Source organism: Bacillus pseudomycoides DSM 12442, assembly GCF_000161455.1.
Classification (GTDB): Bacteria; Bacillota; Bacilli; order Bacillales; family Bacillaceae_G; genus Bacillus_A; species Bacillus_A pseudomycoides.
Window position 1 is genome coordinate 3,366,118 of the sequence record NZ_CM000745.1, and the last position, 16,852, is coordinate 3,382,969.

Below are 16,852 nucleotides of genomic sequence, written 5' to 3' on the forward strand. Positions count from 1 at the left end.
ATTTCTTCCCCCTTTTTTCTTCCCCTTGGAAGGAGGAGAATTCGTATCCCTTCTTTATAAGAGATACGAATTCCGTCTTATTTTTGCTTACTATGGTTTGCTTCAATGTTTCCTTTAATTTGTTTCACAGCTTCATCAAGTGCTGGTTTTGGTTCTTGTTTTCCAGCTGCAAGTAACTCTAATGCAAATCTTGCAGGCTCCCATACTTCTTGCATTTCTGGAATATTCGGCATTGGAATACCTGTCTCAGCCTGTTTCGTTATTGCTTTTGCAGCTTCACTGTCTTTAATCATTGGATCTTCCATTAATGATTTTACAGGCGGAATTTCTTTTGATTTTTCATAACGAATTTTTGCATTTTCTTCATTTGTTACCCAATCAACAAATTTCGTTGCTAAATCTTTATTTTTTGAAAAGCTTGTTACATGCCATCCTTTTACACCAACAAAAGTTTTCATCGGTTGACCATTTGGTAATTTTGGCATCGGTGCTACACCATAATCAATTCCGTTTTTCTCCATAGCTTGAAATGCCCATGGACCATTCATAATGGATGCAGCTTTCCCTTCATTAAACAATCCATCTGCAGCTGCCCCACCAGACTCACCAATTATACCTTTTGGGAACAAGTTCTCCTTGTACCATTTTTGAATATATTCCATCCCTTGTACCGCGCCACTACTATTTAATCCGATATCGGCTGTATTCGGTTTTCCATCTTTCTCACCAAATACATACCCTCCCATACCAGCCATAAATGCATTTGCAAAATATAAATTATCTCCTAGTGCTAAAAATCCGTACTTACCATCTTTTGTGAAATCTTTCGAGAAATTATATAATTCATCCATTGTTTCTGGTGCCTTTGGCATAAGCTTTTTATTATAAATAAATACAGGTGTTTCGATCGCCTTTGGCAAACCATATAATTTCCCTTTATATGTTTGAGCTTCTATAGATAAATCGGTAAATTTGCTCTTTACAGCATCATCAACCTTTACTTCATCAATTAACCCTTCAGTAACAACATTTCCAATATGATCATGCGGTAATGTTACAACATCAGGTCCGGTACCTGCTGGACCATCCAAACGTAGTTTTTTTGTTTGATCTGTCATTTGAATTTCGGCCACTTTTACTTTTACATTATATTTTTTTTCAAAGCTTTTTACTGCTGGTTCTAATGCAGGACCTTTTTTAAGATCTTCCCAAACAAGAAGGTCATAATCTTTCTTCTCTTTACTCGCTTCCTTTTTTCCTGAATCTTTCGGACCACATGCCGATAACATACCAATTGTCAAAGCTGAAACTGTTAATAATGATAATGCTTTCTTCACCCTCAAAACCTCCCTAAGTTATATGTAATAATCGACTAAAATGAAAACGTTTGCACTTACAAGTTTTATAGAAGCGCAAACAATCTTCTAATCTACGAAAACGTTTGCGCTATTTGTCTATCATTATACATTCTTTTATATATTTTGCAAATATTTTCTTTATGTATTTTTCAAAAAATTCATGAAGTCTTTCTTTATATCCATTGACTTTATATAAAATGAATACTACTCTTATAAGCAATATTGAAGTTATATTAAAAAGCAATCGTTTGCAATATATTATTATTTATTGAGATATCAAAGGGGGATTTTCTATATGTTTAAAGAAGCAATATACCATAGACCGAAAGATAATTACGCATACGCTTACGATGAAAAAACGCTCCATATTCGATTGCGCACAAAAAAAAATGATGTAGATATCGCCTCACTCATTCATGGCGATCCTTATGAATGGCAAGATGGGAAGTGGATCACAGCAAACATACCGATGAAAAAGAGCGGCTCAACAGATTTATTTGATTATTGGTTCATTTCAATCGAACCGAACTTTAAGCGCTTACGATATGGATTTGAACTAAAAAATAATACAGAAACGATCGTCTATACAGAACGCGGCTTTTTCCCTAAAACACCTAATGATGATGTTGGCAACTTTTTTTGCTTTCCATTTATTCATGAACAGGATGTTTTTAGAACTCCTTCATGGATAAAAGATACAGTGTGGTATCAAATTTTCCCAGAACGTTTTGCTAATGGAGATCCTTCATGTAATCCAGCTGATACTCTTTCTTGGGGGAGCACTGATCCAACAACTACTAACTTTTTTGGCGGAAATTTCGCTGGAGTTATCCAGCACCTTGATTACCTTGTAAAACTTGGTATTTCCGGAATTTACTTCACTCCAATCTTTACAGCACACTCTAATCACAAATATGACACAATTGATTACATGGAAATCGATCCGCAATTTGGGACGAAGGAAACTTTTAAAAAACTTGTTAACGCCTGCCACAAGCGAGGTATAAAAGTAATGCTAGATGCCGTTTTTAATCATAGCGGATATTTCTTTGATAAATTTCAAGATGTTCTCAAAAAAGGAAAGCAATCTCGCTATACCAACTGGTTTCATATTCACGAATTTCCAATTGTAACAGAGCCACTTCCGAACTACGATACCTTCGCCTTTACACCATATATGCCTAAATTAAATACAGCCCATCCAGATGTAAAAGAATACTTACTCAAAGTAGGGCGTTATTGGGTACGAGAGTTTCACATTGATGGCTGGCGCCTCGATGTAGCAAACGAAGTTGATCATAGCTTTTGGAGAGAATTCCGTAGTGAAATAAAAGCAATTAACCCTGAAGTCTATATTTTAGGAGAGATTTGGCATGATGCTCAGCCATGGTTACAAGGTGATCAATTCGATGCCGTCATGAGCTATCCTGTTACAAATGCTCTGCATTCTTACTTTGCAAACGAAACAATTGGGGCAAGTGAATTTATGGAACAAATTACAGCTTCTCTTCACTCCTATTCCATGAATGTAAACGAAGCTGCTTTTCATCTATTAGACAGTCATGATACACCGAGAATTTTAACAACCTGTAAAGGAAATAAAAATAAAGTAAAACTACTTTATGTATTCCACCTTTCTTTCATCGGTTCACCATGCGTTTATTACGGTGATGAAATCGGTATGGATGGCGGAATGGATCCTGGGTGCCGGAAATGTATGGTCTGGGATGAAGATAAGCAAGATACAGTATTATTTAAGCATATACAAAGATTAATTTCATTACGAAGACAATATAAAGCATTTGGTGGACATGGATTATTCCAATGTATTGAAGCAAACGATGAACAAGGTTACATTTCTTATACGAAAACATACGGAGAAGAAACGATATTTTTTGTTTTAAATCCAACAAACCAAGAAATTTCAGCTCCTATACCTTTTGATATCGCCGGTAAAAAAATTGTAAATTTATATACAAACGAAGAATTTTCAGCAGAAACAGACTCATTACAGGTTACACTTCCACCATATGGATTTTCAATTTTGAAGTGGTAAAATATAAAAGCCTTGTGTCATTTCTGACCCAAGGCTTTTCATTATTTTAACTTGTATACCCTCGCTTCATATGGCTGTAAATCGATACTCTTAATTGTTTCATTTTGCACATCATAATTGTGTATCAATAATTCTGAACTATTATAATTTACCTCTTCTGGTATTTCAAATACACACTCATTCTCAGTAAAGTTCGCAATGACAAGTACTTTCTCATCTTTCCATGTCCGCATATAGGCAAAAACAGATGGATGTTCTTCAAAAATTAAATCATATGTTCCATACACAATGATTTCATGTTTTTTACGAAGTTCAATTAATTTTTTATAGTAATAAAAAATAGAATTTTTATCCTGCAACGCTTGTGTCACATTAATTTCTTTATAATTAGAATTTAATGCAATCCATGGTTCTCCAGCTGTAAATCCCGCGTGCTTTCCATCATCCCATTGCATTGGTGTTCTAGCATTATCTCGCCCTTTTATATAAATCGATTGCATTACTTTTTCTTCATCTTCACCACGCTCTATTACTTTTTCACGGTACATATTCAGCGTTTCAATATCTCGGTACTCATCAATCGAATCAAAGTGAACATTTGTCATCCCAATTTCTTCTCCTTGGTAAATATAAGGAGTACCTTTCATCATATGAAGTACCGTCGCTAACATTTTCGCTGATTCTATGCGGTATGTTTTATCGTTACCAAAGCGTGAGACAACACGGGGCTGGTCATGATTGTTCCAATACAAACTATTCCATCCTGTTTGTTCCAACGCTTTCTGCCATTTTGTTAAATTACGCTTTAACGTTAAGAGTGAGCATGGCTTTACGTCCCATTTTCCCCCTTTTCCAGAATCTAAATCCATATGTTCAAACTGAAATACCATTTGTAATTCTTGACGTTCTTCAGCTGTATACAGTTTAGCCTCCTCTGTTGTTACACCCGGCATTTCACCAACAGTCATAATATCGTATTTCGACAATACTTTCTGATTCATTTCATGTAAGTATGCATGAATATTTGGTCCATTCATAAAGTATTGATGGCCTGATACATAACCTTCTTTCTCCGTTTTCACAGTTGGTAATCCCTCTGTTTTAGAAATAAAATTAATCACATCCATACGAAAACCATCGATTCCTTTTTCAAGCCAAAACTCCATCATCTCATAAACATCTTTTCGCACTATTTCATTATCCCAGTTTAAATCTGGTTGCTTTTTAGAGAATAAATGTAAATAATATTCATCTGTCGCTTCATCATACTGCCAAGCAGGTCCACTAAAAGCCGCTTCCCAGTTATTTGGCTCTTTTCCATCTTTCCCAGGACGCCAAATATAGTAATCTCGATACGGGTTATCTTTTGACTTACGAGATTCGATGAACCAATTATGTTCATCAGAAGTATGGTTAACAACTAAATCCATCATTAATTTCATATCACGTTGATGCATTTCACTTAATAATTCGTCCCAATCGTTCATTGTTCCAAACTCATCCATAATATTACGATAATCACTAATATCATAGCCATTATCATCATTGGGAGATTCATAGACTGGTGATAACCAAATTACATCTATACCTAAGTTTTGTAAATAATCAAGCTTTGAAATGATTCCGCGAAGGTCACCAATTCCATCACCATTACTATCCATAAAGCTACGTGGATAAATTTGATATACAACACTTTCTTTCCACCATTGTTTTTCCATCATGCTACCTCATTTCATTTTTAAATCGAAAAATCCAGGCGCAAACGTTTTCATTAATGAATGATAACAGATTTTAAAACAAATGAAAATAGCGCTTACATTTTTCTATTTTAATTTAACCAATTTTCACAGAGAAGAGGCTTTATTTATTAAATATCCCCCCCTTTTATGAAAACGTTTTATTTTTTTGTATCATTTTTATTTATTTTTTAAATACATTCGTTTATAATGAACTCAAAGAAAACGTTTGCATAATTTTTCTAGGAGGAAAAGTCATGGCAGAACTAAAGTTAGAAAATATTTATAAAATTTATGATAATAACGTAACAGCAGTAACAGACTTCAATTTACATATTCAAGATAAAGAGTTTATCGTTTTCGTTGGTCCATCTGGCTGTGGAAAATCGACAACATTACGAATGGTAGCTGGACTTGAAGACATTTCAAAAGGGGAATTTTCTATTGATGGTAAGGTAATGAATGATGTTCCTCCAAAAGATCGCGATATTGCAATGGTTTTTCAAAACTATGCACTCTATCCACATATGAGCGTTTATGACAACATGGCATTTGGATTAAAACTTCGTAAAATCCCAAAAGACGAAATTGACCGCCGCGTACAGGATGCGGCACAAATTCTAGGACTTTCGGAATATTTAAATCGAAAACCAAAAGCATTATCTGGTGGACAACGCCAACGTGTTGCGTTAGGTCGTGCTATCGTTCGTGACGCAAAAATTTTCTTAATGGACGAGCCATTATCAAATTTAGATGCAAAATTACGTGTAGCGATGCGCTCAGAAATTTCTAAACTGCATCAAAGACTTGGGACAACAACAATTTATGTAACACATGATCAAACAGAAGCGATGACAATGGCTTCACGCCTTGTCGTTATGAAAGATGGAAAGATTCAACAAATCGGTTCACCAAAAGAAGTATATGAAACACCGGAAAATATTTTTGTTGGTGGATTTATTGGCTCACCTGCAATGAATTTCTTCCATGGTAAATTAACAGAACAATACTTTGTTATAGATGATAAGGTAAAAATCAAAGTATCTGAAGGCAAAATGAAATTATTACGCGAACAAGGTTATGTGAATCAAGAAATTGTATTGGGGATACGTCCAGAAGATATCCATGACGAACTTTTATTTTTAGAGGCTTCACAAGGTACAACATTTACAACTCAAATTGAAGTTGCTGAACTATTAGGTGCAGAATCTATTTTATATATGAAACTTGGAAATCAAGATTTTGCAGCCCGTCTGGATGCAAGACATACCTTTACACATGGTGATCAAATCAAACTTGCATTCGATATGAATAAGGCACATTTCTTTGATAGTACAACAGAAAAACGTATTCGATAAAGCACCACTTTTCTTTACGTCATACAGATACAAAAAAACCGTCCACATATGTATTTCGGGCGGTTTTCTACTATTATACTAGGGTTCCTACTGTATGAAATGACTGTTCTTTTGTACTAATAATACCGAAAATAGGTAAATCAGTTAGCATTACTTCTTCTTGATGTTTCATAAAAGATGCCGTCAATTGTTTTAGTTCTATCCAAACGTCATTAATACAAAGTACATTGGAATCGTTCTCTTGTTGACGTAAAAAAATAGAATCTATTTTATATAAACCCGCATTATTAAAGAGCATATCAATACGATTATAAGCGTCAATAGCAACTCCAATGACACGTTTCCAATCTCCTTGTTTCGCCATATCATGAGTAACAAAAAGGGCTTCACCACCTAAATCTACGATTTCCTCCGCTGTTGCTTGTCCATTTTCCTGATCAATATCCGTCACAATTACTTTTGCACCTTGTTCTGCCAACAAAAGAGCCGTACTACGTCCAATACCGATGCCACCGCCAGTTACAACGGCAACTTTTCCTGCAAGCTTCATCGTCATTACCCCTTCTGTAAGTCTTACCGTCACTCAGTATACCCCTTTCGCCCGTAGCTCTACAAGCAGAAAAAGCCCATATTCCTTTTTTTGTAATCGCTCACTTATCTGTTTTCTCTTTTTTCTTACTATTGTATTTATCAAAAGCTAGACCGATAAAAATAAGTACCCCAAAAAATTAAGTTACTTTCTATCATTTCGATCTCCCCCTTGTTATACAACACATCTGTTTCATTTATCATATCATTTTCCTAATTTTCAGTCTAATACAACAAAAAAATAGGATGTGTTAAAAAGTTTACTATTGCTTGCTTTTTAACACATCCTGCATCAATATGAAGGGTACTCTATAGGAGATGTCCGCCCTATATGAACTCCATTATACGAATTAAATTTATCGAATTTCGTAAAAATTTAAGGGTACATATATTTTTTAATACGTCCTAAATATAACTCTTTATCATTCTATCCTAGTATTCTTTAAACGAGACTCATCACTTTCGTTTTCATAATTAAGTCATGGAACCCACAATTATCGTGACGGAACAACATCATATATACGTTACAGATAGATGGAATTCCAAGCAACAATATGTTTGGTAATAACAATACAAAGAACCGTACTGTTAGCGTTTGAATTGTTAACTTTTCACTTGTTAATGATACAAGTCTTGTTCGGGTTATTTTTTTACCAATTGTACAGCCATTCCATATAAATGGAACAAAAATAAAATAGATAGCCATTAATATAAAAACAAGCGCAAGATCATATCGATAATCACCTAAGCTTATATTAAAACGATTGAAAATGGCCCCATAATTCCTCGTTACAACTGCCACAACAGCACCGTACATAACCGAGATTAAAAACATATCGATAATGGAAGCACCTATGCGATTCATTACTACCGCTGGACGATGCATCTTTAACTTCATTTTATGTCGACTCCTTTGTATCCTTCTTTACCTGTCTCATCGTACCATTTCTAAAAACCATTGTAAACAACTCATATATTGGCGTTTCTTTTCCTTTTCTTGTACAATATGTTTACCACAAGCATTTTATAAGGAGGGTCTCATATTGAAGCGATTGATGACCGTAATTGCCATTATACTTTTGACTGGTTGCACAGCAAACTCTAGCCATTCAGCTTACACCATCAATGAAGAATATGAACTAATAAATACTTCCGGAAATGCATTTGAACTTTTTCCAAAACCAGACGCTGTATATGCTACACAATATGTCCCAGCTAAAATTGTAGAAATTGCATGGGACGATATATATATTATTGCAAAACAAATTGAAGAAAAATCCGATCCCAATAACCCAGAATCTAGTATTACAAATAAACGAAGCGAACATTACTGGATTATTGATATGAACAACAATCGTCGTTTTGGTCCTTATAATGAAAAACAATTTCAGGAACAAAAAGAAGCATTTCGAATTTCTGAACAATTACAAACCGTAGAAACCTATTTAAATGAGCAAAACAAACGGTCAGTAAACGCCTAATAACGGCTGTTTATTTCAAGAACCAAAAATAGTATATTTTTTTCAGTCCATTTGCTGATTTTTATAGCTTGGATGTTCCCCTGTTATCGCGATAACAGTACCGCATTTTTTACAACTTTCTACCACTGCGACTGCTTGTGCAAATAAAGTAAGATAACCTTTTTGGTCTGGTGCTATCGTTGCTTTTTCTATCTCCTTACTACCGCATTCGTAACATCTTTTTTCCATTTTTCTTCCCCCTTTGCACTTTATAATACATTCGCTTTGATTTGACAAATTTCCTGTTCTTTTTCTATACAAAAAACATCTCACTTAGACAGTGAGATGTTAAATGTTTGCGGTTCTGTAACCGTTTCATGTGTATCACCCGTTGCAAGAACATCTGTTGTAAATGAGATTTGAGTAATCTCTTTTTTCTCATCCTCGAGTATTAATCCAATTATCCCTTCCCTCGTCTCACCTGGTTTATACTCTTCTCTTGTAACACTTTTTGTACCTACAAGCGTATCCTCTTCATATAAAAAGTTTTGTTTTGGGACATTAAAGTGCTGCGTTTCATTAATAGTAATATCATTCATAGAGAAAAACTGCATGTCTTTATCTCCACTATTTTCTACCTTATATGTAATTTCAACATAACGCACTTTATCTCCAATGTCTTTTCCACTTAACGAAGCGTACAACTCAGCATCTTCTCGATTGACTTTGTCTCCAAGTCTACGCTGCACTTCTTCTGGACTTAATGCTGTATATACTTTCAATGTATCTTTTGCATCTTGACTCATTTGTGATAATGCAATAACCTTTACATCTTGTACATGAATTTTCATTGGAGCTACTTCAAACGTTTGATTAACATGTTTTAACCTCTCTAATTTAAATGTTCCCCATCCTTTTTCTTTTACAACCTGTCCAACTTTCTTTAATTCCTTGCCACCGTATTCAGTTGTTTCTGGAATAGATTCTTTCTTTACTTCTTTTTTTTCTTCCTTTTGAAAACAACCGCTAAACAAAACGATAGAACTACATAAAATACAAATACTTTTCCATACTTTCATCATCTTACTCCTAACACTCTCATTCATACTAACTCGATTCTTCTCTTGTTTCGTATATTGCGGAAACAATGAATAGACCACAAAAAACACTTGTAAATCCAGAAACTATTATACTCCCTATTTGTAAAATTTGAAAATAGGGGTCTAGCAACGCGTGCATAGTAAACACTACTAACGCCGTAATCATCGTCCATCCCCAATATTTCCTTTTCTCTCTTGCTGAAACTATATCTACTTTTATTTGAAAATCTCGATGTTTCTATAGAACATATATAAGCAGCAAAAAAACAAGACATGTACTCCCGTGCTGCATGAATTTATATATCGGCATGGAATATATATGTTGTTGTAGAGATGGTAAATTCATAACAAAATAACCCATCTTATGGGTAAAAGCATCCCAAACGAAATGTGTAAGCATACCGAATAATGCAGAATAGAGAAAAACAAAAATTTCTTTCCCTGAAGTAAGCCTCCATGGAATAGATGCTACATAACGATAGTAGACTGAAAACGAGCGGTAAGTTCAAATAAAAGAACCCTAAATGTATGTCCAATGACACCATATGGTCGAAAATGCAAAAAATATTCAAAATCGGGTACCATACTTCCTAATACTAGCGCTGTTACTGAAACATATCGTTGTTTCTTGCAAAAAGGAATGACAGCAGCAGGATGCGCAAATGTAAACGGCATATGTTACTCCCTTCTGAAACCAAAAAAATATTTCTATGTAAGACACCCTCTATCATAACGATATCGATTCTTGATATGCAACACTTATTTTGACATTGGAATATCCACAACTTACATGATACAATCCAAATGTAATATTTAGGAAATGGAAGTGATATCATTTTGTCCCTAATGTTTGTCTTTCTCCTTATTCTATTAGAACTTTTTATAACCACGTATATAGGCTTTTTTCTATGGAAATATATAAAAATAGTAAAGTATATTCCAAATCTACTAGTTTTTATAGCTACTATACTGATTTTTATTATAAAGAGACACACCTATGGCTGGGAAGGACTAGGTTTCTCGGCTTTGCAAGTTGCCTGATCCTTGTACTTGCTGCTATATTAGAAACAAAATCTTCAACGAATTGAGGTATATATTTTGAATGAGCGTACAGCCTTTCTAAAGAACGTCTCCTTACAAAAAGAACATATCCCTAATTTTTCCGTGTATCCATATTGCTTACCCGCTATCCGAACATTACAATCACTAGACTTCCATCCAAATGTAACATTTATAATTGGAGAAAATGGAACTGGGAAGTCTACATTGTTAGAAGCCCTCGCCATCGCTTTAGGATTTAATGCGGAAGGTGGAACAAAAAATTTCCGTTTTGCTACACATGATTCGCATTCATCTTTACACAAATATATTCGCGTAGCAAAAAGCGTCGCGACACCAAAAGACGGATTCTTTCTGCGAGCAGAATCATTTTATAATGTTGCTTCTTATATCGATGAAATTGATTCTGAACAATTTTTGGGAGGTAAGGTTATTGATTCATATGGTGGTATTTCCTTACACAATCAATCACATGGTGAATCATTTTTTTCTTTATTTATGAACCGTTTTACAGGACAAAGCTTATATATTTTAGACGAGCCTGAAGCAGCTTTATCTCCAATGAGGCAGCTTTCTATGCTCATTCGTATGCGTGAATTAGCAGAGCAAGGATCACAATTCATTATCGCAACTCACTCTCCTATTTTGATGGCTTATCCAGAGTCCAATATATATTCTTTCTCACAAGAAGGAATCACAGAAGCAATCCTAGAGGAAACTGAGCATTATCAAACGATGAAACTCTTTTTCGAGAATCGGGATCGCTTGTTTCATCATTTGTTCCAATCATAAAGAAAAAGGTAATATTACTCGTTGATACCCAAAAAAAGAAGGAGCAGCTCGCTGCTCCTTCTTTTTTATAGTGCTTCTATAAATAACGCTACTCCAATGCCACCACCGACACAAAGAGATGCAATTCCTTTTTCTAAACCTCGTCTTTTTAATTCGTGAATTAAACTTACCGTAATACGTGCACCTGTGCAACCAATTGGATGTCCAAGTCCAACACCACTTCCGTTGACATTTACTTTCTCACGATTTAAGCCAAGTTCCTTCTCAACCGCTAAGTATTGTGCAGCAAAGGCTTCATTGATTTCCAATAAATCAGCATCTTCTAATGACCAATTTACTTTCTCTAAACCTTTACGAATTGCTGGTGCTGGACCAATCCCCATAATCTTCGGATCTACCCCAGCTACAGAATAACCAACAATTCTAGCTAATGGTTGTAAGCCTTTCTCCTTAGCCTTTTCTTCACTCATTAATACTAAAACTGCACTTCCATCATTAATACCCGAGGAATTCCCTGCAGTTACTGATCCACCTTTACGAAATGCTGGCTTTAGCCCCGCCAATTTTTCTGCTGTAATATCTGCACGTGGATGTTCATCTTTTAAAAATACTACTTCTTTTCTACGCTCTTTTATTGTAATAGGAACAATTTGCTCATCAAAATAGCCTGATTCAATTGCCTGAAGCGCTAATTGATGGCTACGCAGCGCAACTTCATCTTGTTCCTCCCTTGTAATCTCATATTGTTCAACTAAATTTTCCGCTGTTTCGCCCATCATAATATGATGCAACGGATCTTCTAAAACTTCCCACACCGTATCACGAATTTCTCCGTGCTGAAGACGTTGTCCCCAGCGGTGCTGTTTCAATGCATAAGGGCTTGAGCTCATCGCTTCTACTCCACCTGCAACAACAACTTCACTTACGCCTAATTGTATTTGCATTGCCGCTGACATAATCGCTTGCATACCTGAAGAACATTGGCGCTGGATCGTATAACCTGTAACTGTATCTGGAAATCCTGCTGCTAATGCAGCTGTTCGGGCTGTATTCGCCTCATCTGTTCTTTGAATACAATGACCTAAAATCACTTCATCAACTTCATGTGGTTCCACTCCGCCTCTTTTTACAGCTTCCTGAAGTACAGGAACAGCTAATTCCACTGGTGTTACATTTTTTAATGCTCCTCCAAAAGTTCCAATTGGTGAACGAACTGCAGCTGTAATGACAACATTATGCATCTTGCACTTGCCCCTCTCTTATGTACCCTAGTAAGTTTTTGGATGGTATAACATAAGATGTATATCTGCATTTATCATACTACAAATATACCGAAAAAATCAAAATATTTAATATAATAAAAATAGGAGGAATATTCCCTCCTATTCTGTTAGTGCATATAAAAATTTTTGTAAAATTTTCTCTGTTGTTTTATTTAAATTTGGCAACTTTTCAGCAGGAAAATATCGAAGGTCCAACCCTTCTTCATCAAGCTTTATTTCTCCGCTCACATAATGTGCTTGATATAGATGAATCACATTATAAATTTCATCCCCATTTGGATAACGATAATATACATCTTTCCCAGAAAGAACACCAAGAAACTGCAACATCTTCGCTTCTAACCCAGTTTCTTCAAATAGCTCTCGTCGAGCCGTTTCTTCCGTCGTTTCTCCTAGTTCCATCGCGCCACCTGGTACACCCCAATCATATGTATCCGAACGATATTGAAGCAATACCTCTTGTTTTTCGTTTAAAATAATCACAGCTGCTCCTACAAGAATGAGCGGCCTTGTACCGACTGATTTTCGTAATTCTTCAATATACCCCATTATATAAACTCTCCTTTCCTCTCCTTCCTTATCATAGCAAAATTCCTTATTTTTTTGTGTGATGTGAAAAAATATTCCTACTAACAAAAAAAGGAAGCATTCGCTCCCTTTTCATTACATTTATTTTCGAAAACTTTCATATTTAACTGCTTCAAATGCTTTTTCAATCTCTTCATTTCGATAATGAACGTATGTAAAGCGCCCTAATTCTACTAACCGAGCGATTTCTTGTAATGTTTTTTGCTGCTCATATGTCTCTTCAATCGTTACCTGTACATAAAATTTCATAAGTGGATGTTCATATAAAGACTCTCCAACTTCCACATATACACCCTTCACCCCTTGAACCACCTTTACATAACTTGCAAACTGGTAAACAGCTTCTCGGTCTGATACAATTTTTAATGTATACATACATTCTCCCCCTTTTCTTTTACTATAGCAGAATAAATAACATATAATGTAATTAAACTATGAATATTTTTCGACTTCTTTTACTCATTCTTATATTCCGTTCTGCATTAATCTATATTTTGCTTGTCAGTCAAAAAAACAGCTATCAATAAACAAATTACACCAATGTACCTTCTCTCAATTTATATAAATATTGGATTTTTTCAATTTATTAAAATACATCCCTTTATAGGGTTTATATCCATACATAGTACTTTCCCGTCACATACAGTATAGCAATAGACTGTTTTCCATTTGAGGTGTTTCTAATGGATCCATACGTAAATATATGTATTTGCATTACTCCAGGCTCCGATATTACAGACGACCGTATTGCAAAAGACTTAGCAGTCGCCGAATCAATATGGCAGCCAATTTCATTTCAAATTAAAGACGTTATTATACTAAATGAATCATTTAGATTTCACGATGGTGAAATTAGTTATATTGATTCTATCCAAATCCAACCAAAAGTTTCTTCTTTTTTTAACACTTGCTCATCACAAATTCCAAATTGTGACATTTATATTTGTTATATTGGAAGCAATTATTTTAAAGAGCAATCCGTAATTGCATGTGCCTATTCATTCGTTATAAACCAAATCCTCACAGGTTATATCATCCTTACTAACGCCGCTTCTCCTATGAAAAATATATATACGCTTGCTCATGAAATTGGTCATATTTTATTCACACGACGTATAGAAGGGAAACTTACACATGCTGACCCTCACTCGCAAACCGGCTCTGAACATCACCCTTCTTCCACAAACCTCATGTATCCAATTGTACCTCGTCCTGATCAAGTACACATTGATTCTTTATTAACAAAAGAACAGCGAGCATTATCTTTACAAAGTTCTTTATTACACAAAGAAAAACAGTAACCCATTCGTTACTGTTTAAAATAAAATATTCCAGTCTATATGCCCAATACCGGCCACAAAGAAAAGGCGATCCTATATATTCACTTTTCTTGTCTCTAATTTTGTATGAATCATTACAAGAACAAATAAAATAGCTAATTTTATAAACCCTATCCGAAAAGCCATTTTACGGGAAGCTATATTAGGTGCTACAAGTGCGATCATTCATGCCATACCCAATACATTGAACGAATGAAATCTGTAATGGCCCGTTATCATTTACAATTAAAATGGAAGCAATAACCCAAAATACAACAATATTCATCACTGTATATCCGATTTGTTTCCAGCTCTCTCTTCGATCTTTTTCCATTACCCGAACAAGCTCATTTACATATACTTTCGGTGAGCTTCCAAAAATATCCTCTATACTTTTCCCATCATTCTCACCTTCAATTAAGTGTAGTTCTGCATCTTCTAAAAAACTCTCAATATCACTTTCTTTGATAACCTTTGCCGCCGCGCCTCCCCTTTCCTTTCAGCAAACGCCCTACACTACTTTGCATCGCTTCCCAGCGATCCATAAATTCATCCAGTGTATCTTCACCTTTTTATGTTAATATATAATATTTTCGCTTTGGACCAGATGGAGATTCCTTCATTGTACTTGTTATTAGCCCTGCCTTTTGCATCCATATTAATAACGGATAAATACTTCCTTCACTTGTCATTGTGAAACCATACTTGGCTAGCTTTTCACTCATTTCATAGCCATATATTTCGCCTTCAGAAATAATGGCAAGAAGACCTCCTTCTAAAATCCCTTTCAGCATTTGACTTGTCGACATGATCCAAATCCTCCCTCTATCTTGTTATGCAAGATAGATAACCACATTTTTCCCAAAATCTTTGCAGGATTTTCGTTACACCTCCTCTAAATAGAGCAATAAGATAAATTCTATATAAAGGGGTGTTTTTCATTGTGGTTACAAATCGTGTTGTCTTTTTAACAGGTGCTGCAAGTGGTATTGGTTATGAAATGGGAAATGCATTTGCAAAAGAAGGAGCACAAGTGGTCATTAGTGATCGCCTTGAAGATCGTGCAAAGGAAGCTGCCGAACAGTTGCGCAAGGAAGGATATGAGGCAATCGGTCTAAGATGTGATGTTACATCTGAGCAAGAAATATCAGAAGCTATTTCTGAAACTATTACTAATTTCGGCTCACTTGATGTGTTAATAAATAATGCTGGTATGCAACACGTCTCACCAATTGAAGAATTTCCAACCGATAAGTTTGAACTTCTTATTCAAATCATGCAAATTGCGCCGTTCATTGCAATAAAACATGCGTTTCCAATTATGAAAAAACAAAAGTATGGACGAATTATTAATATTGCATCTATTAACGGTCTTGTCGGATTTGCTGGAAAGGCTGCCTATAATAGTGCCAAACACGGTGTGATTGGTTTAACAAAAGTTGCTGCCTTAGAAGGAGCTGTACACGGCATTACTGTAAATGCTCTTTGCCCAGGCTATGTTGATACGCCTCTTGTCAGGAATCAACTCCAAGATTTAGCGACAACACGAAACGTTCCACTAGAAAGAGTATTAGAGGATGTCATCTATCCCCTCGTACCTCAAAAACGATTGCTAGCTGTTCAGGAAATTGCCGATTATGCTTTATTTTTAGCAAGTAAAAAAGCAAAAGGAATAACCGGCCAAGCAGTTGTTATTGATGGGGGTTATACGACGCAATAATCTTTGTTACAAAAGGCTTTGCTCATTGAGAGCAAAGCCTTTTGTCATTTTGTTTCGTGCGGAGCTTCATACCTTGTCATCTGTTGTGGTAATTTCTCAATTGCAACAATTACACCATCTAATTTACTTTCAATACGATGCAGTAAATATAATGTCACAACAATTGGAAATCCAACATTACCGATCATAGATATCCATTCCCCCATCTATTTCCCCTCCTTTCTTTTAAATAAATAAGCAAAAGAAAGGAAATTGGGCAATAAAAAAACAAGCTACTGTATATTATATATATCCCTTTTAATTTTCCGACATATAAGTCGCAGTTATGAAAACAAAAGAAGTTCTCCACTCATTTTCTCCTTCTATTTTCATATGGCATGGGGCTAAAAAAGGCATTGACCGCCCTACCCATAGGCGGATGCTCTCTTCCACCTT

16 protein-coding genes and 3 pseudogenes are annotated in these 16,852 nt (G+C 35.3%); 6 read left to right on the forward strand and 13 right to left on the reverse strand.

The window, feature by feature from the left end:
* Window positions 1–77 precede the first annotated feature (77 nt).
* Window positions 78–1,337: a sugar ABC transporter substrate-binding protein gene (locus tag BPMYX0001_RS16950; protein ID WP_006095831.1), complete on the reverse strand. Its 1,260-nt coding sequence runs from the start codon at window positions 1,335–1,337 to the stop codon at window positions 78–80.
* Window positions 1,338–1,653: 316 nt separating this feature from the next.
* On the opposite strand from BPMYX0001_RS16950, the gene BPMYX0001_RS16955 reads away from it, so the two are divergent.
* Window positions 1,654–3,414, forward strand: a complete 1,761-nt coding sequence (locus BPMYX0001_RS16955; RefSeq protein ID WP_006095832.1) for an alpha-glycosidase — start codon at window positions 1,654–1,656, stop codon at window positions 3,412–3,414.
* A 41-nt stretch (window positions 3,415–3,455) separates the two neighbouring features.
* On the opposite strand, the gene BPMYX0001_RS16960 is transcribed toward BPMYX0001_RS16955, so the two are convergent.
* A complete protein-coding gene (locus BPMYX0001_RS16960; protein WP_006095833.1) occupies window positions 3,456–5,132 on the reverse strand; it encodes a glycoside hydrolase family 13 protein in 1,677 nt (558 codons plus the stop codon).
* Window positions 5,133–5,407: 275 nt separating this feature from the next.
* Here BPMYX0001_RS16960 and BPMYX0001_RS16965 point away from each other — a divergent pair, with 275 nt between their 5' ends.
* Window positions 5,408–6,508 (forward strand): ABC transporter ATP-binding protein, encoded by a 1,101-nt coding sequence (locus tag BPMYX0001_RS16965; protein ID WP_006095834.1) that lies wholly within the window; start codon window positions 5,408–5,410, stop codon window positions 6,506–6,508.
* A 73-nt stretch (window positions 6,509–6,581) separates the two neighbouring features.
* On the opposite strand, the gene BPMYX0001_RS16970 is transcribed toward BPMYX0001_RS16965, so the two are convergent.
* A complete protein-coding gene (locus tag BPMYX0001_RS16970) occupies window positions 6,582–7,091 on the reverse strand; it encodes an SDR family NAD(P)-dependent oxidoreductase (protein WP_006095835.1) in 510 nt (169 codons plus the stop codon).
* A gap of 447 nt (window positions 7,092–7,538) precedes the next feature.
* Window positions 7,539–7,994: an RDD family protein gene (locus BPMYX0001_RS16975; RefSeq protein ID WP_018780861.1), complete on the reverse strand. Its 456-nt coding sequence runs from the start codon at window positions 7,992–7,994 to the stop codon at window positions 7,539–7,541.
* Between the two features lie 145 nt (window positions 7,995–8,139).
* Here BPMYX0001_RS16975 and BPMYX0001_RS16980 point away from each other — a divergent pair, with 145 nt between their 5' ends.
* Window positions 8,140–8,577 (forward strand): DUF3997 domain-containing protein, encoded by a 438-nt coding sequence (locus BPMYX0001_RS16980; RefSeq protein WP_018764811.1) that lies wholly within the window; start codon window positions 8,140–8,142, stop codon window positions 8,575–8,577.
* Between the two features lie 42 nt (window positions 8,578–8,619).
* On the opposite strand, the gene BPMYX0001_RS16985 is transcribed toward BPMYX0001_RS16980, so the two are convergent.
* From BPMYX0001_RS16985 to BPMYX0001_RS29565, 3 genes and pseudogenes are all read right to left on the reverse strand, one after another.
* Window positions 8,620–8,805 (reverse strand): hypothetical protein, encoded by a 186-nt coding sequence (locus tag BPMYX0001_RS16985; RefSeq protein ID WP_006095838.1) that lies wholly within the window; start codon window positions 8,803–8,805, stop codon window positions 8,620–8,622.
* Between the two features lie 80 nt (window positions 8,806–8,885).
* Window positions 8,886–9,638 carry a hypothetical protein gene (locus BPMYX0001_RS16990; RefSeq protein ID WP_033799077.1) on the reverse strand — a complete coding sequence of 251 codons (753 nt, stop codon included), beginning with the start codon at window positions 9,636–9,638 and terminating at the stop codon, window positions 8,886–8,888.
* 25 nt (window positions 9,639–9,663) lie between these two features.
* A pseudogene (locus BPMYX0001_RS29565) lies at window positions 9,664–10,331 on the reverse strand (DUF4184 family protein).
* 423 nt (window positions 10,332–10,754) lie between these two features.
* On the opposite strand from BPMYX0001_RS29565, the gene BPMYX0001_RS17005 reads away from it, so the two are divergent.
* Window positions 10,755–11,507 (forward strand): AAA family ATPase, encoded by a 753-nt coding sequence (locus BPMYX0001_RS17005; protein ID WP_006095840.1) that lies wholly within the window; start codon window positions 10,755–10,757, stop codon window positions 11,505–11,507.
* Between the two features lie 65 nt (window positions 11,508–11,572).
* On the opposite strand, the gene BPMYX0001_RS17010 is transcribed toward BPMYX0001_RS17005, so the two are convergent.
* The 3 genes from BPMYX0001_RS17010 to BPMYX0001_RS17020 all read right to left on the reverse strand — a co-directional run bounded on the left by BPMYX0001_RS17010 (window position 11,573) and on the right by BPMYX0001_RS17020 (window position 13,753).
* A complete protein-coding gene (locus tag BPMYX0001_RS17010; protein ID WP_006095841.1) occupies window positions 11,573–12,748 on the reverse strand; it encodes an acetyl-CoA C-acetyltransferase in 1,176 nt (391 codons plus the stop codon).
* 141 nt (window positions 12,749–12,889) lie between these two features.
* Window positions 12,890–13,339, reverse strand: a complete 450-nt coding sequence (locus BPMYX0001_RS17015; RefSeq protein ID WP_003208272.1) for an NUDIX hydrolase — start codon at window positions 13,337–13,339, stop codon at window positions 12,890–12,892.
* Window positions 13,340–13,459: 120 nt separating this feature from the next.
* The gene (locus BPMYX0001_RS17020) at window positions 13,460–13,753 is read right to left on the reverse strand and encodes a DUF3928 family protein (protein ID WP_006095842.1); all 294 of its coding nucleotides are present in this window, start codon (window positions 13,751–13,753) and stop codon (window positions 13,460–13,462) included.
* A 308-nt stretch (window positions 13,754–14,061) separates the two neighbouring features.
* On the opposite strand from BPMYX0001_RS17020, the gene BPMYX0001_RS17025 reads away from it, so the two are divergent.
* Entirely contained in the window at window positions 14,062–14,679 is a 618-nt protein-coding gene (locus BPMYX0001_RS17025) for an ImmA/IrrE family metallo-endopeptidase (RefSeq protein WP_003199880.1), read from the forward strand.
* Between the two features lie 138 nt (window positions 14,680–14,817).
* On the opposite strand, the pseudogene BPMYX0001_RS17030 reads toward BPMYX0001_RS17025, so the two are convergent.
* Window positions 14,818–15,178: pseudogene (locus BPMYX0001_RS17030) on the reverse strand (HAAS domain-containing protein); the annotation flags it as partial.
* Window positions 15,153–15,506 (reverse strand): annotated as a pseudogene (locus BPMYX0001_RS29570) (PadR family transcriptional regulator). The pseudogenes BPMYX0001_RS17030 and BPMYX0001_RS29570, both read right to left, overlap by 26 nt.
* Before the next feature lie 134 nt (window positions 15,507–15,640).
* Between BPMYX0001_RS29570 and BPMYX0001_RS17040 the strand changes: the two are divergent.
* Window positions 15,641–16,417 carry a 3-hydroxybutyrate dehydrogenase gene (locus BPMYX0001_RS17040; RefSeq protein WP_006095844.1) on the forward strand — a complete coding sequence of 259 codons (777 nt, stop codon included), beginning with the start codon at window positions 15,641–15,643 and terminating at the stop codon, window positions 16,415–16,417.
* 44 nt (window positions 16,418–16,461) lie between these two features.
* Here BPMYX0001_RS17040 and BPMYX0001_RS17045 read toward each other — a convergent pair whose 3' ends face one another.
* Window positions 16,462–16,623 carry a YvrJ family protein gene (locus tag BPMYX0001_RS17045; RefSeq protein WP_016116126.1) on the reverse strand — a complete coding sequence of 54 codons (162 nt, stop codon included), beginning with the start codon at window positions 16,621–16,623 and terminating at the stop codon, window positions 16,462–16,464.
* Between the last annotated feature and the right edge of the window lie 229 nt (window positions 16,624–16,852).

Coding starts and splice junctions, on each gene's coding strand:
- BPMYX0001_RS16955 (WP_006095832.1), top strand. CDS start 1,654: ATGTTTAAAGAAGCAATATACCATAGACCGAAAGATAATTACGCATAC.
- BPMYX0001_RS16960 (WP_006095833.1), bottom strand. CDS start 5,132: ATGGAAAAACAATGGTGGAAAGAAAGTGTTGTATATCAAATTTATCCA.
- BPMYX0001_RS16965 (WP_006095834.1), top strand. CDS start 5,408: ATGGCAGAACTAAAGTTAGAAAATATTTATAAAATTTATGATAATAAC.
- BPMYX0001_RS16975 (WP_018780861.1), bottom strand. CDS start 7,994: ATGAAGTTAAAGATGCATCGTCCAGCGGTAGTAATGAATCGCATAGGT.
- BPMYX0001_RS16985 (WP_006095838.1), bottom strand. CDS start 8,805: ATGGAAAAAAGATGTTACGAATGCGGTAGTAAGGAGATAGAAAAAGCA.
- BPMYX0001_RS16990 (WP_033799077.1), bottom strand. CDS start 9,638: ATGATGAAAGTATGGAAAAGTATTTGTATTTTATGTAGTTCTATCGTT.
- BPMYX0001_RS17010 (WP_006095841.1), bottom strand. CDS start 12,748: ATGCATAATGTTGTCATTACAGCTGCAGTTCGTTCACCAATTGGAACT.
- BPMYX0001_RS17015 (WP_003208272.1), bottom strand. CDS start 13,339: ATGGGGTATATTGAAGAATTACGAAAATCAGTCGGTACAAGGCCGCTC.
- BPMYX0001_RS17020 (WP_006095842.1), bottom strand. CDS start 13,753: ATGTATACATTAAAAATTGTATCAGACCGAGAAGCTGTTTACCAGTTT.
- BPMYX0001_RS17025 (WP_003199880.1), top strand. CDS start 14,062: ATGGATCCATACGTAAATATATGTATTTGCATTACTCCAGGCTCCGAT.
- BPMYX0001_RS17045 (WP_016116126.1), bottom strand. CDS start 16,623: ATGGGGGAATGGATATCTATGATCGGTAATGTTGGATTTCCAATTGTT.